The 16,574-nt window shown below is 42.7% G+C and carries 22 protein-coding genes and 1 pseudogene; 14 read left to right on the plus strand and 9 right to left on the minus strand.

Features of this window, described 5'->3' with window-relative positions:
- From HT691_RS09415 to HT691_RS09425, 3 genes and pseudogenes are all read left to right on the plus strand, one after another.
- A pseudogene (locus HT691_RS09415) lies at positions 1-438 on the plus strand (IS630 family transposase); the annotation flags it as partial.
- Positions 439-672: 234 nt separating this feature from the next.
- Positions 673-1,464 (plus strand): DUF2785 domain-containing protein, encoded by a 792-nt coding sequence (locus tag HT691_RS09420; protein ID WP_172925354.1) that lies wholly within the window; start codon positions 673-675, stop codon positions 1,462-1,464.
- Between the two features lie 109 nt (positions 1,465-1,573).
- Positions 1,574-2,242, plus strand: coding sequence for an aquaporin (locus HT691_RS09425; RefSeq protein ID WP_138699614.1), 669 nt, complete (start codon positions 1,574-1,576; stop codon positions 2,240-2,242).
- 172 nt (positions 2,243-2,414) lie between these two features.
- Here HT691_RS09425 and queF read toward each other — a convergent pair whose 3' ends face one another.
- From queF to sstT, 9 genes are all read right to left on the minus strand, one after another.
- Positions 2,415-2,906: a preQ(1) synthase gene (gene queF, locus HT691_RS09430; protein ID WP_000082587.1), complete on the minus strand. Its 492-nt coding sequence runs from the start codon at positions 2,904-2,906 to the stop codon at positions 2,415-2,417.
- A gap of 18 nt (positions 2,907-2,924) precedes the next feature.
- A complete protein-coding gene (gene queE / locus HT691_RS09435; protein WP_000196466.1) occupies positions 2,925-3,641 on the minus strand; it encodes a 7-carboxy-7-deazaguanine synthase QueE in 717 nt (238 codons plus the stop codon).
- Complete coding sequence (gene queD / locus HT691_RS09440) at positions 3,634-4,077, minus strand: 6-carboxytetrahydropterin synthase QueD (protein ID WP_023938859.1); 444 nt, start codon at positions 4,075-4,077, stop codon at positions 3,634-3,636. Before queD ends, queE begins: the two co-directional genes overlap by 8 nt.
- Positions 4,077-4,730 (minus strand): 7-cyano-7-deazaguanine synthase QueC, encoded by a 654-nt coding sequence (gene queC, locus HT691_RS09445; protein ID WP_023933747.1) that lies wholly within the window; start codon positions 4,728-4,730, stop codon positions 4,077-4,079. Before queC ends, queD begins: the two co-directional genes overlap by 1 nt.
- A 201-nt stretch (positions 4,731-4,931) precedes the next feature.
- Positions 4,932-5,246 (minus strand): thioredoxin, encoded by a 315-nt coding sequence (gene trxA / locus HT691_RS09450; RefSeq protein WP_001029581.1) that lies wholly within the window; start codon positions 5,244-5,246, stop codon positions 4,932-4,934.
- Positions 5,247-5,261: 15 nt separating this feature from the next.
- Positions 5,262-5,483, minus strand: a complete 222-nt coding sequence (locus HT691_RS09455) for a DUF4649 family protein (RefSeq protein ID WP_000570252.1) — start codon at positions 5,481-5,483, stop codon at positions 5,262-5,264.
- Positions 5,484-5,580: 97 nt separating this feature from the next.
- Entirely contained in the window at positions 5,581-5,961 is a 381-nt protein-coding gene (locus tag HT691_RS09460) for a MarR family transcriptional regulator (RefSeq protein ID WP_138701746.1), read from the minus strand.
- A 126-nt stretch (positions 5,962-6,087) separates the two neighbouring features.
- Complete coding sequence (locus tag HT691_RS09465; RefSeq protein ID WP_138706528.1) at positions 6,088-7,056, minus strand: aromatic acid exporter family protein; 969 nt, start codon at positions 7,054-7,056, stop codon at positions 6,088-6,090.
- A 67-nt stretch (positions 7,057-7,123) separates the two neighbouring features.
- Complete coding sequence (gene sstT / locus HT691_RS09470) at positions 7,124-8,329, minus strand: serine/threonine transporter SstT (RefSeq protein ID WP_000821228.1); 1,206 nt, start codon at positions 8,327-8,329, stop codon at positions 7,124-7,126.
- Between the two features lie 138 nt (positions 8,330-8,467).
- Here sstT and HT691_RS09475 point away from each other — a divergent pair, with 138 nt between their 5' ends.
- The 11 genes from HT691_RS09475 (at position 8,468) to HT691_RS09525 (ending at position 16,269) form a co-directional block, all read left to right on the plus strand.
- The gene (locus HT691_RS09475; RefSeq protein WP_001168882.1) at positions 8,468-9,028 is read left to right on the plus strand and encodes a mechanosensitive ion channel domain-containing protein; all 561 of its coding nucleotides are present in this window, start codon (positions 8,468-8,470) and stop codon (positions 9,026-9,028) included.
- 57 nt (positions 9,029-9,085) lie between these two features.
- A complete protein-coding gene (locus tag HT691_RS09480) occupies positions 9,086-9,994 on the plus strand; it encodes a magnesium transporter CorA family protein (RefSeq protein ID WP_000242250.1) in 909 nt (302 codons plus the stop codon).
- A gap of 14 nt (positions 9,995-10,008) precedes the next feature.
- Positions 10,009-10,536: a YqeG family HAD IIIA-type phosphatase gene (locus HT691_RS09485; protein ID WP_233053307.1), complete on the plus strand. Its 528-nt coding sequence runs from the start codon at positions 10,009-10,011 to the stop codon at positions 10,534-10,536.
- A 2-nt stretch (positions 10,537-10,538) separates the two neighbouring features.
- A complete protein-coding gene (gene yqeH / locus HT691_RS09490; RefSeq protein WP_172921606.1) occupies positions 10,539-11,645 on the plus strand; it encodes a ribosome biogenesis GTPase YqeH in 1,107 nt (368 codons plus the stop codon).
- Positions 11,646-11,858: 213 nt separating this feature from the next.
- Positions 11,859-12,170 (plus strand): ribosome assembly RNA-binding protein YhbY, encoded by a 312-nt coding sequence (yhbY, locus tag HT691_RS09495; protein WP_000060163.1) that lies wholly within the window; start codon positions 11,859-11,861, stop codon positions 12,168-12,170.
- 51 nt (positions 12,171-12,221) lie between these two features.
- On the plus strand, positions 12,222-12,851 hold the full coding sequence (locus tag HT691_RS09500) for a nicotinate-nucleotide adenylyltransferase (RefSeq protein WP_000151307.1): 630 nt from the start codon (positions 12,222-12,224) through the stop codon (positions 12,849-12,851).
- Complete coding sequence (yqeK, locus tag HT691_RS09505; protein ID WP_023933749.1) at positions 12,851-13,444, plus strand: bis(5'-nucleosyl)-tetraphosphatase (symmetrical) YqeK; 594 nt, start codon at positions 12,851-12,853, stop codon at positions 13,442-13,444. Before HT691_RS09500 ends, yqeK begins: the two co-directional genes overlap by 1 nt.
- The gene (locus HT691_RS09510; RefSeq protein WP_000781356.1) at positions 13,445-13,945 is read left to right on the plus strand and encodes a cysteine hydrolase family protein; all 501 of its coding nucleotides are present in this window, start codon (positions 13,445-13,447) and stop codon (positions 13,943-13,945) included.
- A 12-nt stretch (positions 13,946-13,957) separates the two neighbouring features.
- Entirely contained in the window at positions 13,958-14,311 is a 354-nt protein-coding gene (rsfS, locus tag HT691_RS09515) for a ribosome silencing factor (RefSeq protein WP_023933751.1), read from the plus strand.
- A gap of 110 nt (positions 14,312-14,421) precedes the next feature.
- On the plus strand, positions 14,422-15,162 hold the full coding sequence (locus HT691_RS09520) for a class I SAM-dependent methyltransferase (RefSeq protein ID WP_023933752.1): 741 nt from the start codon (positions 14,422-14,424) through the stop codon (positions 15,160-15,162).
- 9 nt (positions 15,163-15,171) lie between these two features.
- Positions 15,172-16,269, plus strand: coding sequence for a nucleotidyltransferase (locus HT691_RS09525; RefSeq protein ID WP_023933755.1), 1,098 nt, complete (start codon positions 15,172-15,174; stop codon positions 16,267-16,269).
- Positions 16,270-16,574 lie beyond the last annotated feature (305 nt).

A 16,574-nucleotide genomic window follows, 5' to 3' on the forward strand; every position in this document is an offset into this window, starting at 1 on the left:
ACAGGAATCGACCGCTACCTCTATCGTCCTTATGCAGGGGCTCCTAGAGGGGAGAAAGTCTATGAAAAGATTAGCGGACGTCGTTTTGAGCGAACTTCAATTGTTGCAGGACAAGTAGACGGAGAGTTTATAGCTCCCATGATTTACAAGAACAGCAGGACAAGCGATTTCTTTGTGGAGTGGTTCAAAACGCAACTCCTGCCTGCTTTGAAGACACCTCATGTTATTATCATGGACAATGCTAGTTTTGATCCCAAGAACATTTTGGATGAACTCTGCATCCAAGATAAACACTTTTTCTTACCTCTACCGCCTTATTCACCAGATTTGAATCCTATTGAGCAAGCTTGGGCTATCTTGAAAAAGAAAGTAACAGATTTATTAAGGGAAGTCCCAACTATTTTTGAATGTTTGGAACGCTTTTTTAAAACTAAATGACTATATAACTAGTTTTTCGCAATTTTTGAGACAGAAATGTGATTTTTGTGATAAAGTTCTATCATTACAAGTTCATTTGTGGTAATATGGAATAAATCATTTATGTATCCTTTCAGAAATGTGCTGTTTCTCTGAATATAAATGTCTTTTTCTCTTTAACTTAATTTTACAAATTGCTAAAGTCATTTAAGGACAGCTTTTTGAACAGTTGCTAGAAATGTAGAGGTATTGACCATGTATCAAAAGTTACTTAGAAAAATAGCAGAAGAAAAACTAAGTTATAACCAGGAAGAAATCCAGTGGCTACTTGATCATTTGGGAGATCCTTCTCCAGAAATTCGTGATGACCTTGTTTTTACAAGCTTTGCTAGAGGGATTCAGGAAGAGCTATTTACACAGGAACAATTTCATTTCATTGCTGAAGGGATTTCATCTGATGGAGGGTTAGATAAAGATATTGATAAGGTAGGCCTGTCAACCCTTGAACGTTCTTTTAGGGCGCTTATTTATGCAAATCTCTTGTCTGCAGATGCCAACCAGCAATCGATTTTTTATCAGGAATTAAATGCAGGAATTCGTAATGTCCTTTTAAATCAAGGTTTGTATTATCTTTCAAAAGAAAAGGATACAACGGGTTTTTCAAGTCAGTATGGTTGGGTTCATACTTTTGCACATGGAGCCGATTTACTGACAGAGGTGGTTTGTCATCCCAACTTTCCTAAAAACAGAGTTCATGAAGTATTTGATATACTTGGCCAACTATTTAAAAGAGTTTCGATTCGCTTTACAGATGATGAGGATTGGCGTTTAGCAAGAGTGATCTATGAACCTATTTTACAAGGGAAGTTAGCGCAAGAGCAAGTAGCTTCTTGGATAAAAGCTGTTGACTTTCCGATAGAAGAAAGGGAAGATTTTTATAAATTTTCCAACTTCAGATCCTGTCTGTTGGAAGTCTATGTCCAACTTGACCAGAGAAATAGTTTACAAGATGACTTGAAAGAAGCTATTCAATCTTTTCAATATTAGGTATTGCTAGTAGTTCTATGATTTTCAAAAAATTTCCAATCAATTTTCTTGAAACCCTTTCCTACTTTTGATAGACTAGTATCTAGTTTTTGAAAAAAGGAGAAAGAAAATGAAAAAATTTGTTGCTGAGTTAATCGGTACGTTCATGCTTGTATTCGTCGGGACAGGAGCTGTTGTTTTTGGAAATGGTGTTGAAGGTCTTGGTCACCTAGGGATTGCCGTTGCCTTTGGTCTGGCAATCGTAGTTGCAGCCTACTCAATCGGAACTGTTTCAGGTGCTCACTTGAATCCAGCTGTTTCGATTGCTATGTTTGTTAACAAACGTTTGTCATCTTCAGAACTTGTAAACTACATACTTGGTCAGGTTGTTGGAGCTTTCATCGCTTCTGGCGCAGTCTTCTTCCTCTTGGCTAACTCGGGTATGTCAACTGCTAGCCTTGGTGAAAATGCCTTGGCAAACGGTGTCACTGTCTTTGGTGGTTTCTTGTTTGAAGTCATCGCAACTTTCTTGTTTGTCTTGGTTATCATGACTGTGACTTCAGCAAGCAAGGGAAATGGCGCGATTGCTGGTTTGGTAATCGGTTTGTCCTTGATGGCGATGATTCTTGTCGGATTGAACATTACTGGGCTTTCAGTAAATCCAGCTCGTAGCTTGGCACCAGCTGTTTTGGTAGGTGGCGCAGCCCTTCAACAAGTTTGGATTTTCATCCTTGCACCAATCGTTGGTGGGGTTCTTGCAGCCCTCGTTGCAAAAAACTTCCTTGGAACAGAAGAATAATTGAAAAACAAAAAGCCTTGCTCCTCATCTAGAGGAACAGGGCTTTTTCGTATGATACTCTTCGAAAATCTCTTCAAACCACGTCAGCTTCCATCTGCAACCTCAAAGCAGTGATTTGAGCAACTTGCGGCTAGCTTCCTAGTTTGATTTTTGATTTTCATTGAGTATGAGTTTAACGATTGTCAATTTTCTCTGGATAAAGGTCGTGTTGGAAGAGGCGTTGTTCTGCCAAGCCTTCATACTTAGTTCCAGGCTTACCGTAGTTGTAGTAGGGGTCGATTGAAATGCCACCGCGCGGAGTGAATTTTCCCCAGACTTCTAAATAGCGAGGGTCTAGCAAGTTGACCAAGTCTTTCCCGATGGTGTTGATACAGTTTTCGTGAAAATCTCCGTGATTTCGGTAGCTAAAGAGGTAGAGTTTGAGGGATTTTGACTCAACACAGAGCTTGTCAGGGATGTAGGAAATATAAATGGTCGCAAAGTCTGGTTGAGCAGTGATCGGGCAAAGTGAGGTAAATTCAGGACAGTTAAATTTGATAAAATAGTCATTTTCCACATGACGATTGTCAAAGGATTCGAGGACTTCTGGTTGATATTCGAAAATGTAGTTGGTTTCTTTGTTGCCTAGTAGGCTTAGGTTTTTCATTTCTTCTTGTTGTGACATGATTTTTTCTTTCTAATCTTAAACACCACGTTGATTATCGTAGAGGAGGGTATGCAGTTGAGGGAGGACGCGGACATTGCCCCAGCTGTCGTCAGCAGCGACACGTTCCCAGAGTTCTTTGAGGCGGTCCAGTTGGTCTTGGACAATATTACCCGTAGCCTTGGGCTCAGGATTTCCTGCTGATAAGAAGAGAACATCTGGTTGGTAGCGTTCTTGAATCCCTTTGGCAAAGGCCAAATCGGCATCATCAAAGACAGGGATTTTAAAGGTGACCCTGTCTGGATCAAGTTGGGAAACGATAAAGTCCAAGGTCTCAAAGTTGACTTCCATCTTGGATGAAGGAGGTTTGGGACTGAGAGTAACCTGGTCGATGTCTTTTAACCAATTTTGCCAGCGAGAGCCTTGAGTTTCAACAGCCAGAGTAACACCACGTTCCTTGAGTTTGGTGACCAGCTCAGCCATGTTGGCTGCTAGGATAGCAGGATTTCCCCCAGATAGGGTTACATAGTCGTAGCTCCCTAATTTATCCAAGGCAGCAATGACCTCGTCAGCAGTCATACGAGTTGGCTTTTCAGAGCCATCCCAAGTGAAGGCAGAATCGCACCAGTCGCAGTGGTAGTCGCAACCAGCAGTGCGGACAAACATGGTTTTCTGCCCGATAGCACGACCTTCACCTTGAAAAGTTGGGCCAAAAATTTCCAGAACTGGTAGTTTGAGAACACGTTCCCTAGTCATCTAACCACTCCCGTCTAAACTCCGCAAAGGCAGTCGGAGTCTCATAGAGGCGAACGTATTCCAAACGGAGGCCTCGTTCGTCTGGCAATTCTTGGTTCATGGTTTGGAAAATCCAGTAAACCATATTTTCAGCAGTCGTGTTCATATAGGGCAGGGTTTCATTGAGATAGCGATGATCCAAGTGGGGCTCTAAGTAGTTCTTGTAGATCGCTTTGATGTCTCCGAAATCGTAGGTCATGCCACGTTCATCTAAAAATCCACTGACAGCAATCTGCAGATGATAGGTGTGGCCATGCAGGGATTTGCATTTTCCCTCATAGTGAAAGAGGTGGTGGGCAGCATCGAAGGTAAATTCTTTTGATACCAAGGTTCTGTGAGGATTGTAGACAAGAGACTCCCCAGTATCCTGTTTGATTTCTTTGGGTGCAAAAAACATTAGTCCTCTCCTTTCTGTGAGAGATAAACATCTAGACCATGTTGACGTAGGTGGCAGGCTGGGCAATCTCCACAGCCACTTCCAATAATCCCGTTGTAGCAGGTCAAGGTCTTTTCACGAACATAGTCAAAGGCACCGAGTTGGTCAGCCAATTCCCAAGTTTCAGCCTTGTCTAGCCACATGAGAGGTGTTTGGATAACAAAGTCGTAATCCATGGCAAGGTTGAGGGTAACATTAAGGGATTTGACAAAGACATCTCGACAATCGGGGTAGCCTGAGAAGTCTGTCTCGCAGACACCTGTCACGATGTCTTTAATACCTCGTTGCTTAGCAAGGACTGCCGCAAAGGATAGAAAGAGGTGGTTGCGACCATCAACGAAGGTATTGGGAACCTCTCCCTCTTTTTGCTCAATTTCCAGATCAGAGGTCAGGGCATTTTCAGTGATTTGCCCCAGCAGAGACATATCTAGGATATGATGACGAATCCCCTGTTCTTTAGCGATTTCTCTAGCGACTTGAATTTCGAGATGATGGCGTTGACCGTAGGCAAAGGTAACGGCTTCGACCGTTTCATAGTGTTCTTTAGCCCAAAAGAGGCAGGTTGTAGAATCTTGACCGCCACTAAAGACGACCAAGGCTGATTGACGTTTCATAGTACTCCTTCCAAAATGGGGAATGTTCAGAGCACGCAAAAAGCTCCCTTGAGGGAGCTAAAAAATACCAAGTCAAGGTTTTTTTTAGCGATGGCATGTCCCAAACATCGTAATATTCTACATACAGTCTAGCATATTTTTTGAAAAATGGCAAAGGGCAAGAAAAAAGAGACCAAAGAAAGTACTTGGTCTCTCGTTTGATTAGCTCAATTCAGCAACGATGGCCTTGATTTGTTCTGCTGTGTGAACACCAGCAACTTGTTTGACAACTTGGCCGTCTTTTTTGAAGAGAAGAGTTGGAATAGACATGATTCCAAAAGCACGAGCTGTGTTTGGATTTTCATCAACGTCCATTTTAACGATTTTCAAGACATCTTCTGAAAGTTCTTCAGACAATTTGTCCAAGATTGGACCTTGCATACGACATGGACCACACCAAGTTGCCCAGAAGTCTACTAAGACCAAACCGTCTTTTGTTTCTTGTTCGAATGTTGCATCTGTAATTGCTTTTGCCATTGTATTTCTCCTTTTTTAGTTATATTGGCTTAAATCTTGTTTCTTGAGATAGAAGAAGATATCTCCATAAGTCCCATGGTAGTCCAAATCATGATCCTTATAAGTCAATTTTTGGACAGGGTAGTAGTCTGCGACGCCGATAATGCAAGCTTGTTGCGAACGATCAAAATCTTCATAGGATTCGAAAGTCACAGTTCTTTCGTTCTTACTGGCGTCTAGATAAGTAATTTCGATCATATAAAACTCCTTTGTTTAATCTTGACTTTATTTTACTCCTTGTAAAAGAGAATGTCAATAAAAATGATTGCGCACGCAACTTTTTTCTAAAATCATCTTAAATCAAGAAATCCAAACCTGCTTCCAAGCTTTCTTCGACAGCCTTTTGTAGAGAGGCCAGTGTTTTTTGCCCATCACTTGTCAGGCAGATAAAACTAGAGCGTCTATCTTGATGGCAGCACATGCGACTGAGTAGACCGCAATTTTTAGCTTCCAAGCGAGCCACCATCCTAGAAACTGCGCTCGGGCTCAGATGAAGCTTATCTGGCAGGTCAATCTGGCGTAGAGATTTTTCTTGGGCCAAGTCCAGATAGTAGAGCAGGTAGAACTCTTTCAAGGTCAGACTTTGCTCGCTCTGTTGGGCAATGGTCTCTTCCAGGAGACTTTCAATTTCTTTCTGACGCCGATTGAAGTCAAACCATTTTTCCAAATAGGTCATAGTGTCTCCTTTCTTTTTAGAGTCATAAATAGAAGAAAGTCCATTAACTGGCAGTCTCTGCGTCACAAGATGATTGCGCATGCAATAATTATACTACTTTTCAAGAATGCTGGCAAGTTCTGTTTTTTAGTGGTTTTCTTTTTTACTGTCCATATTTTTGTAAAAATCAACTTTTACTTGGATGAAGGTTTTGGTTTCACGTAGGAGTTGAAGAAGGGTAGCGCGGGTTTCAAATTCTTCTCTTGTCTTGGGCAGACTGCGGTTGCGGAAGACTTCCAGATAGCGTTCGATTTCATCTAGCAAATCAGAAGCAGGATTGGTCTGGCTCAGTTGACCTGCAATTTTTGAAAAGAGTTGAGCCAAAATCAGGCTCTCACTGGCAGCTAGGTGACAGGTGTTGATTTGCTGGGCCATGTTTCGCAGGATACGACTTTGTAGCTGTCTCATCTCAAAGTAGTGAATATGGTAATCAGTCTGGTGAAAGAGGTGGTCTGAGTGATCCAAATAGACCAGTCTGAGGACTTCTTCCAAAAGGGTGTCCAATTCTTCCACCAGCTGTGCTCGGTTGCGTCCATCCCCTCTGGATAAATAATATTTGAAACGCTGGAGGATATCTTTTAACTTTTCTTCCACCAGCGTGTGGTAGTGCTGGATTTCCTCTTCTCGTGAAGGCATGTAGAGATTGACCAGTAAGGCAAATCCTGTACCGATAGCAAAGAGAAGGAATTCATTGACTAGAAGGTCTGGAGAGGTTGATTTTTGCACCAAGAGATGGCTAACCAACACGCTACTTGGTGTGATGCCAATTTCCCAGCCCATCTTATAGGCCAGGGGAACATAGAGGGCTAGATAGAGGCCGAGGCTCCAGATATGAAATCCGCTCAGGTGAAAAGCTAGAACACCGATAGCCAGAGCTAGGAGCATGGAAAAGAGTCGATTGCGAGCCAGTTTTAAAGTACTTCTACGCGTATCAGATAGGCTCAAGAGAGCGATAATTCCAGCCGAAATTGCTGAGGAAAGATTGAGAAAATAAGCAAGAAAACAGGCAAGACAGGTAGCTAAGATGAGCTTGGTCGTACGTTGGCTAATAGACATAAGAGTTTCCTAATAAGTTAGAATAAAAGCGTAAAAGACAAGACCTGAGCAGGCTTGTCTTTATGAGTTATTTTTTACGGGCTGCTGCGTATTCGGCAACGGCAGTAAAGAGGACGTCTGTAGAAGAGTTAAGGGCTGTTTCACATGAGTCTTGGATGACCCCAATCACAAATCCAACCCCAACAACTTGCATGGCAATATCGTTAGAAATACCGAAAAGGCTACAAGCAACTGGGATAAGAAGGAGGGAACCTCCCGCAATACCAGAAGCACCGCAGGCTGAGATAGCTGCTACCACACTGAGGACAAAGGCTGTGGCAAAGTCAACAGGGATTCCAAGAGTATTTACCGCAGCAAGGGTCAAAACGTTAATGGTAATCGCTGCTCCAGCCATGTTGATAGTAGAGCCAAGTGGGATAGAAACAGAATAGGTATCTGGGTTGAGTCCAAGGTCATGGCAGAGTTTCATGTTGACAGGAATGTTAGCCGCAGAACTACGAGTGAAGAAGGCTGTCACACCGCTGACACGGAGGCAGTTCCAAACTAGAGGGTAAGGGTTGCGTCTCATAAAGAAGAAGGCAATCAAAGGGTTGACCACAAGGGCAACAAAAAGCATAGTCGTTACTAATAGAACCAATAAAATACCGTAGTTGGCAAGGCTTCCGATTCCCTTGTCAGAAATGGTTTTAAAAACAAGACCAAGGATTCCAAATGGAGCCAGATTGATGATCCATTCGACAATTTTAGAAGTCACGTCAGCGATAGTTTTTAGTAATTCTTTACTATTTTTGCTGGCCTCTCTCATAGCAATTCCAAAAATGACTGCCCAAGATAAGATTCCAATATAGTTAGCAGTAAGCAGGGCGTTGACTGGATTGTCAACCAGTTTGAGCAAGAGGTTGCTGAGGACCTGTCCAATCCCATCTGGTGGAGCAATATCGGTATTAGCACTATTTAGGGTGATTTCAATAGGGACGATGAAACTTGCTAGTACAGCTACAAGAGCAGCGGCAAAAGTTCCTAGGATATACAAGAAAACAACAGTTTTCATATTGCTATCTTGTCCCTTTTGATGTTGGGAAAGGGCATTAGCAACGAGAGCAAAGACTAGGATAGGAGCAACAGCTTTTAGACCTCCAACGAATAAATCACCGAGTAGCCCAATTCCTGAGAGATTAGGAAGGGTCAGTCCTAGAATTCCCCCACAAAGCATACCAATCAAGATACGCTTGACAAGGCTTGCCTTGTTCCAAGCATGAATGATTCTTTTCATAATAATCTCCTTTCTGTGTAGTGATTATGATTATAGTATAAACGATAGACAAAATCAAGAATTTTCTGTCTATTTTTTGAATATTTATGGATAATGAGACTGATGAAAATATGGTATAATGAAATAAAGGAGTTTTATATGCAAAAATTTATTCAAGCTTATATTGAAAAGCTAGATGTGACAACCATTATCGAAAATATTCTAACCAAGGTCATTTCTCTTTTACTGCTTTTGATTGTATTTTATATTGCTAAAAAAATGCTTCATACCATGGTGCAGAGAATTGCCAAACCTTCTCTAAAAATGTCTCATCATGATGTCGGGCGCCAGAAAACCATCTCACGTTTGTTAGAAAATGTGTTTAATTATACGTCATATTTCTTTTTACTCTACTGTATTTTATCGATTTTAGGCTTACCTGTATCTAGCTTGCTGGCTGGGGCTGGAATCGCTGGGGTGGCGATTGGGATGGGAGCCCAAGGTTTTCTGTCTGATGTCATCAATGGCTTTTTCATCCTTTTTGAACGTCAACTGGATGTGGGAGATGAGGTTGTTCTGACCAACGGCCCCATTACTGTATCGGGTAAGGTTGTCAGTGTGGGAATTCGTACGACACAGCTTCGTAGCGAGGAGCAAGCTCTTCACTTTGTTCCGAACCGAAATATCACGGTTGTTAGCAATTTCTCACGCACGGACTAGACCTGTTATTTTAAGTAATTTGTGGTACAATAGAGGGAGTTTAATAAAGGAGAAAAGATGGTTTTAGAAAAGCAGTTGGGCAATGGTTGTACCTGGATAGACCTAGACCTCGGAAAGTTGAATAAACTAGAAGACCTTTCTGAAATCTACGGCTTGGACAAGGAAACCATTGAGTACGCACTGGATAGGAATGAGCGTGCCCACATGGACTACCACCGTGAAAGTGGGACGGTTACCTTTATCTATAATGTCCTAGATGTGAAAAAGGACAAGGCCTACTATGAGACTTTTCCCATGACCTTTATCGTGGAGCATCGTCGCCTGATTACCATTAGTAATACCAAGAACGCCTATGTCATTGAACAAATGACCCGTTATCTGGAGAGTCATGACACGCTTTCGATCTACAAGTTTCTTTTTGCCAGTCTGGAAATCATCAGCAATGCCTACTACCCTGTCATCGAGCAGATGGATAAGAGTAAGGACGAGGTCAATGGTCTCTTGCGTCAGCGAACAACTAAGAAAAATCTTTTTGCCCTTTCCGACTTGGAGACGGGTATGGTTTATCTTACTGCGGCTGCTAAACAAAATCGGATTTTGTTGGAGCATATTCAAGGTCATGCCTTGTATCGTAGTTTTGATGAGATTGAGAGAGAGCAGTTTGATGATGCTATGATTGAGGCTCATCAGCTGGTATCCATGACAGACCTAATCTCTCAGATTTTACAGCAACTTTCAGCCTCTTACAACAATATTCTAAACAATAATCTGAATGATAATTTGACAACCTTGACTATCATTTCAGTCTTGCTAGCTGTTTTGGCAGTCGTGACAGGCTTTTTCGGAATGAATGTTCCCCTACCTTTAACAGATGAGCCCCATGCTTGGCTCTACATCAGTATAGCTAGTGCAGGGTTATGGATTGTTTTATCCTTGTTACTAAGGAAAATTGCGAAAAAAAGTTAAGAAAAGGAGCCAGAATGGCGATTGAAAACTACATGCCAGATTTTGCTGTGGAAGCAGTCTATGATCTGACAGTCCCAAGCCTGCAGGCGCAGGGAATCAAGGCTGTTTTGGTCGATTTGGACAATACCCTTATTGCTTGGAACAACCCTGACGGGACACCAGAGATGAAGCAATGGCTACATGACCTTCGGGACGCGGGCATTCGCATTATCGTAGTGTCAAATAACACCAAAAAACGCGTCCAACGAGCAGTTGAGAAATTTGGGATTGACTACGTTTATTGGGCTCTGAAGCCCTTCACATTTGGAATTGACCGTGCCATGAAGGAATTTCACTATGAGAAAAAGGAAGTGGTCATGGTTGGCGACCAGCTCATGACAGATATACGAGCAGCCCACCGTGCAGGCATTCGTTCAATCTTGGTCAAGCCCTTGGTCCAACATGACTCGATCAAAACGCAGATCAACCGAGCTCGTGAGCGCCGTGTGAAGCGAAAAATCACTGAAAAGTACGGACCGATTACATATAAAAAAGGAATTTAACTATGGAAGAAATTCTCTGTATTGGTTGTGGAGCAACCATTCAGACGACAGACAAGGCTGGTCTTGGTTTTACTCCCCAGTCGGCACTTGAAAAAGGTTTGGAGACTGGCGAAGTCTATTGTCAACGCTGTTTCCGTCTCCGCCACTACAATGAAATCACGGATGTCCAGTTGACGGACGATGATTTCCTCAAGCTCTTGCACGAGGTGGGAGACAGTGATGCCTTAGTGGTCAATGTCATTGATATCTTTGACTTTAATGGCTCTGTCATTCCAGGCTTGCCACGTTTTGTCTCGGGCAATGATGTCCTCTTAGTTGGAAATAAAAAAGATATCTTGCCCAAGTCTGTTAAACCAGGCAAGATTAGCCAGTGGCTCATGGAACGTGCCCACGAAGAAGGACTTCGTCCAGTTGATGTCGTCCTAACTTCAGCCCAAAACAAACATGCCATTAAGGAAGTCATTGACAAGATTGAACACTACCGTAAAGGCCGCGATGTCTATGTGGTCGGTGTAACCAACGCTGGAAAATCAACTTTAATCAATGCCATTATCCAAGAAATCACGGGTGACCAGAATGTCATCACGACGTCACGCTTCCCAGGGACAACCTTGGATAAAATCGAGATTCCGCTTGACGACGGATCTTATATCTACGATACACCGGGGATTATCCATCGTTACCAGATGGCCCACTACTTGACGGCCAAAAACCTCAAGTATGTCAGCCCCAAAAAGGAAATCAAACCTAAAACCTATCAGCTAAATCCTGAACAAACTCTGTTTCTAGGTGGTCTCGGACGATTTGATTTCATTGCGGGTGAAAAGCAAGGTTTCACAGCCTTCTTTGACAATGAACTCAAATTGCATCGTACTAAGCTTGAAGGCGCTAGTGCATTTTACGACAAGCACGTCGGAACCCTTCTCACGCCTCCAAACAGTAAGGAAAAAGAAGATTTTCCAAAACTGATTGAGCATGTATTTACAATCAAGGATAAGACAGACCTAGTCATCTCAGGCCTAGGTTGGATTCGTGTAACAGGCACTGCCAAAGTCGCCGTCTGGGCACCAGAAGGCGTCGCCGTCGTCATACGAAAAGCAATTATTTAAAACAAAATCGCTGAGCGAACAAAGTGAGCTCATATAGCGATAGTTATTGCCGTGGTGTGATTGCCAATCTGTAGATTGGCAAGGGGCACAATTGAGACCAAGGCTCAATTGTGAGGTCAGGAAATCCATTTTTCAAAGATGAAATCTTTGGAAAATTAGTTCCGACCGTCCCTCACCACCTAAAATAACTATCAAAAAACAAGGAAGAAAATTATGTCATTAACATCAAAACAACGTGCCTTCCTCAACAGCCAGGCACACATCCTCAAACCTATCATCCAAATCGGGAAAAATGGACTGAACGACCAAATCAAAACCAGCGTCCGTCAAGCTCTTGATGCGCGTGAATTAATCAAGGTTACTCTCTTACAAAACACAGATGAAAACATCCACGAAGTAGCTGAAATTTTGGAAGAAGAAATCGGTGTGGATACAGTCCAAAAAATAGGACGCATCTTGATTTTGTTTAAACAATCCAGCAAGAAAGAAAATCGCAAGATTTCTAAGAAAGTCAAAGAAATCTAAGACCGAAACTCCAAATAACTGTTTTTATAGAGAAATAAAGGGGACTAGCCTATGACAATCGAACTATTGACTCCCTTTACCAAGGTAGAGTTGGAGCCAGAAATCAAGGAGAAAAAACGCAAACAAGTTGGGATTTTAGGGGGGAATTTTAACCCTGTTCACAATGCCCATCTTATTGTTGCGGATCAAGTACGGCAACAGTTGGGACTGGATCAAGTTCTGCTCATGCCTGAATACCAACCTCCTCACGTTGATAAAAAGGAAACCATCCCTGAACACCATCGTCTCAAGATGCTTGAGTTGGCAATTGAGGGGATTGACGGCCTAGTCATTGAAACTATTGAGTTGGAGCGCAAGGGTATTTCCTACACTTACGACACCATGAAGATTTTGACAGAGAAGAATCCAGATACGGATTATTACTTTATCATCGGTGCCGACATGGTTGACTATCTGCCTAAGTGGTACCGAATTGATGAACTGGTTGACATGGTTCAGTTTGTGGGGGTTCAGCGTCCACGCTACAAGGCAGGGACTTCCTATCCAGTTATCTGGGTGGACGTACCGCTCATGGATATCTCGTCCAGCATGGTGCGGGACTTCATTGCCCAAGGTCGGAAACCCAACTTTCTCCTACCTCAGCCAGTGCTAGACTACATCGAGAAGGAGGGGCTCTACTGATGTCCTATCAAGACTATATCAACTGCTCCCGTGAGGCCTTGTTGGAAAAAATGGCAGAGCTTCTACCTGAGAAACGTCTAACCCATTGTCTAGGTGTGGAGCGTGCCGCTATGGAGTTAGCTCAGCGCTTTGGTGTAGATGTTGAGAAAGCAAGTCTAGCAGGTCTTCTTCATGACTATGCTAAAAAGTTGTCAGATCAGGAATTTCTAGACTTGATTGACCGTTATCAGCTAGATTTCGACCTCAAAAACTGGGGTAATAATGTCTGGCATGGTATGGTCGGAATTTACAAAATTCAGGAAGATTTGGATTTGCATGATTCAGAAATCCTGCGAGCCATTGAAGTCCATACAGTCGGTGCTGGTCAGATGACAGACCTAGATAAGGTTGTCTATGTAGCAGACTATATCGAGCACAATCGATCCTTTCCTGGAGTAGATGTGGCGCGTGAGATTGCAAGTCTATCGCTCAATAAGGCGGTGGCCTACGAAACAGCTCGTACCGTGGAGTATCTAGCTCATCAGGGATTCCCCATCTATCCCCAAACCCTTGAAACCTATAACGCCTTTGTGCACTATTTGAAAGAGAACTAAATGAAGATGGCTTTTATAATCATTGATGTTCAGAATGTTTTAGTAGAAACTGGGTTCCAGACAAAAAGTCTATTGGAAAAAATTTCTTATTTACAAAACCAGGCTAGAAGCAAGAATATTGAAATTATCTATGTTCAACATATTGAGAACTCTGAAGCTCAAACATCAGAAGATTGGCAGTTATCTGCGCTTTTAAATCGAAAACCTGCTGAAAAGGTCTTTCAGAAGAAGTATAACAGTATTTTCAAAGAAACTGGCTTAAAAGAATACTTGGATAAACAGGGGATTGAAAAATTAGTTTTATGTGGTATGCAGACAGAATATTGTGTGGATACCTCTGTCAAGGTTGCCTTTGAATATGGCTATCAGCTTATTGTTCCAGAAGGTGCTGTCACAACCTTTGATGGGGATGACATTCCAGCAGAAACGATTAATGAATTTTATGAGGACATTTGGGAGGAGCGCTTTGCAGATGTCCTAGATTACAAACATATTTTCTAAAAAGAGGATTAAATGAACGAAAAAGAATTACTAGAACTAGTCGTGAAAGCGGCTGATGAGAAACGTGCGGAGGATATCCTCGCACTTGACGTACAAGATTTGACTAGTGTGACGGACTACTTTGTCATCACTAGCTCTATGAATAGCCGTCAGTTGGACGCTATCGCTGATAATATCCGTGAAAAAGTAGCGGAAGCAGGCTTTAAAGGCAGTCATATCGAAGGAGATGCGGCTGGAGGTTGGGTCTTGCTAGACCTCGGTGCTGTCGTTGTACATATCTTCTCAGAAGAAATGCGTGCCCACTATAATCTGGAAAAACTATGGCATGAGGCGGATTCTGTAGACTTATCTGAAACTCTGGCGTAGAAGATGAACTCAGTTGTAGTCAACTGGGTTTCTTTGCTTATTTTAGAAGAAAATTGATAGAAAGGTGAGGGCGAGTGGTGTTTGCCATGTAGGCTCTTGGTATCATGATTATGGCAACTTATGAAACTTTTGCGGCGGTCTATGATGCGGTCATGGATGACAGTTTATACGACAAATGGACTGATTTTTCTCTGCGTCATTTGCCTAAGACTAAGGAGAGAAAGAAACTCTTGGAACTGGCTTGTGGGACAGGAATTCAATCAGTGCGCTTCTCTCAGGCTGGTTTTGATGTGACTGGACTTGACTTGAGTGCGGATATGTTGAAGATTGCGGAGAAGAGAGCAACTTCAGCCAAGCAAAAGATTGATTTTATGGAAGGTAATATGCTGGATTTGTCCAAGGCAGGTCAATACGACTTTGTCACGTGTTACTCGGACTCAATCTGCTACATGCAGGATGAGGTGGAAGTAGGGGACGTTTTTAAAGAAGTCTATAATGTCCTCAACGAAGACGGAGTTTTCATCTTTGATGTGCATTCGACTTACCAGACGGATGAAATTTTTCCAGGCTATTCCTACCATGAAAATGCGGAAGATTTTGCCATGCTCTGGGATACTTATGAGGATGCAGCACCTCACTCCATCGTCCATGAGCTAACTTTCTTTATCAAGGAGGCGGACGGTTCCTTTAGTCGCCACGATGAAGTGCATGAGGAGCGGACTTATGAGGTTCTGACCTATGATATTTTACTGGAACAGGCTGGTTTCAAGTCCTTCAAACTCTATGCGGACTTTGAGGACAAGGAGCCAACAGAAACTAGCGCTCGTTGGTTTTTTGTGGCGCAGAAGTAGGAGATTACTATGACCATCACAGGTATTATTGCGGAGTTTAATCCTTTTCATAATGGGCATAAATACTTGCTGGATCAGGCTGAGGGACTGAAAATCGTTGTCATGTCTGGTAATTTTATGCAGCGAGGAGAGCCTGCTATCGTTGACAAGTGGACACGGGCCCAGATGGCGCTGGAAAATGGCGCAGACTTGGTAGTGGAATTGCCCTTTTTAGTCAGTGTTCAGGCGGCGGATTTCTTCGGCCAAGGAGCTGTGGATATCTTGGCTCGGTTGGGCATTGATACTTTAGCATTTGGGACGGAGGAAATTCTGGATTACCAGAAAATCGCTGACTTATACACAGAGCAGGGGGTTGAGATGGAGAAATTTGTGGAAAATCTGCCTGATTCCCTCTCTTATCCCCAGAAAACCCAAGCCATGTGGAAGGAATTTGCAGGTCTTGATTTTTCAGGCAATACGCCCAATCATGTCCTTGCTCTGGCTTATGTCAAGGCAGTTGCAGGACGAAACATCAAGCTTGAGCCAATTCAGCGTCAGGGGGCAGGTTACCATTCTGTGGACCAGGATGTGGACTTTGCCTCAGCGACAGCTCTTCGTCAGCACCAAAGGGACAAAGATTTCTTAGAACGTTTTATGCCTTCTGTTGCCCTATTTGAGCAGGCCAGTAAGGTGATCTGGGAAGACTATTTTCCCTTGCTCCGCTATCAAATCTTGTCAAATCCCGACCTAACCACCATCTATCAGGTCAATCAAGAAATGGCTGTGCGCATTAAAGAAGCTATTAAAACAGCCCAGTCTGTGGAAGAATTGGTCGAGTTAGTGACCACCAAACGTTACACCAAGGCGCGTGTCAGACGCCTATTGACCTATATTTTGGTGCAGGCTAGAGAAAGTAACTTGCCAGAATCTATTCATGTCCTTGGATTTACTGAAAAAGGCAGGCAACATCTCAAGTCTTTGAAAGGTCAGGTCAGTCTAGTCAGCCGAATTGGCAAAGAACCTTGGGATGCTATGACTCAAAAGGCAGACCAGATTTATCAACTAGGACATCCAAGTATAGCAGAGCAGAATTTTGGAAGAGTACCGATTAGAATAGAAACAAACTAAGTCTACCGAAAGGTAGGCTTTTTGAGATTTTTTACGAATAATACTCTTCGAAAATCTCTTCAAATCGCGTCAACGTCGCCTTGCCGTATATATGTTACTGACTTCGTCAGTTCTATCTGCAACCTCAAAACAGTGTTTTGAGCTGACTTCGTCAGTCTTATCTACAACCTCAAAACAGTGTTTTGAGCAACCTGCGGCTAGCTTCCTAGTTTGCTCTTTGATTTTCATTGAGTATCAGTGACTAACTCATCAACTCTGATTTATCCAATAAAATTGAAAAGGATGGAAAAAAGGTTGCATTTATG

This window comes from Streptococcus sp. 477, assembly GCF_013277295.1.
Taxonomy (GTDB): domain Bacteria; phylum Bacillota; class Bacilli; order Lactobacillales; family Streptococcaceae; genus Streptococcus; species Streptococcus pseudopneumoniae.

Coding starts and splice junctions, on each gene's coding strand:
- HT691_RS09425 (WP_138699614.1), top strand. CDS start 1,574: ATGAAAAAATTTGTTGCTGAGTTAATCGGTACGTTCATGCTTGTATTC.
- HT691_RS09525 (WP_023933755.1), top strand. CDS start 15,172: ATGACCATCACAGGTATTATTGCGGAGTTTAATCCTTTTCATAATGGG.
- rsfS (WP_023933751.1), top strand. CDS start 13,958: ATGAACGAAAAAGAATTACTAGAACTAGTCGTGAAAGCGGCTGATGAG.
- HT691_RS09475 (WP_001168882.1), top strand. CDS start 8,468: ATGCAAAAATTTATTCAAGCTTATATTGAAAAGCTAGATGTGACAACC.
- HT691_RS09485 (WP_233053307.1), top strand. CDS start 10,009: ATGGCGATTGAAAACTACATGCCAGATTTTGCTGTGGAAGCAGTCTAT.
- sstT (WP_000821228.1), bottom strand. CDS start 8,329: ATGAAAAGAATCATTCATGCTTGGAACAAGGCAAGCCTTGTCAAGCGT.
- queC (WP_023933747.1), bottom strand. CDS start 4,730: ATGAAACGTCAATCAGCCTTGGTCGTCTTTAGTGGCGGTCAAGATTCT.
- HT691_RS09480 (WP_000242250.1), top strand. CDS start 9,086: ATGGTTTTAGAAAAGCAGTTGGGCAATGGTTGTACCTGGATAGACCTA.
- queF (WP_000082587.1), bottom strand. CDS start 2,906: ATGTCACAACAAGAAGAAATGAAAAACCTAAGCCTACTAGGCAACAAA.
- HT691_RS09455 (WP_000570252.1), bottom strand. CDS start 5,483: ATGATCGAAATTACTTATCTAGACGCCAGTAAGAACGAAAGAACTGTG.
- HT691_RS09465 (WP_138706528.1), bottom strand. CDS start 7,056: ATGTCTATTAGCCAACGTACGACCAAGCTCATCTTAGCTACCTGTCTT.
- yhbY (WP_000060163.1), top strand. CDS start 11,859: ATGTCATTAACATCAAAACAACGTGCCTTCCTCAACAGCCAGGCACAC.
- HT691_RS09520 (WP_023933752.1), top strand. CDS start 14,422: ATGGCAACTTATGAAACTTTTGCGGCGGTCTATGATGCGGTCATGGAT.
- HT691_RS09500 (WP_000151307.1), top strand. CDS start 12,222: ATGACAATCGAACTATTGACTCCCTTTACCAAGGTAGAGTTGGAGCCA.
- queE (WP_000196466.1), bottom strand. CDS start 3,641: ATGACTAGGGAACGTGTTCTCAAACTACCAGTTCTGGAAATTTTTGGC.
- HT691_RS09420 (WP_172925354.1), top strand. CDS start 673: ATGTATCAAAAGTTACTTAGAAAAATAGCAGAAGAAAAACTAAGTTAT.
- HT691_RS09460 (WP_138701746.1), bottom strand. CDS start 5,961: ATGACCTATTTGGAAAAATGGTTTGACTTCAATCGGCGTCAGAAAGAA.
- HT691_RS09510 (WP_000781356.1), top strand. CDS start 13,445: ATGAAGATGGCTTTTATAATCATTGATGTTCAGAATGTTTTAGTAGAA.
- yqeH (WP_172921606.1), top strand. CDS start 10,539: ATGGAAGAAATTCTCTGTATTGGTTGTGGAGCAACCATTCAGACGACA.
- yqeK (WP_023933749.1), top strand. CDS start 12,851: ATGTCCTATCAAGACTATATCAACTGCTCCCGTGAGGCCTTGTTGGAA.
- trxA (WP_001029581.1), bottom strand. CDS start 5,246: ATGGCAAAAGCAATTACAGATGCAACATTCGAACAAGAAACAAAAGAC.
- queD (WP_023938859.1), bottom strand. CDS start 4,077: ATGTTTTTTGCACCCAAAGAAATCAAACAGGATACTGGGGAGTCTCTT.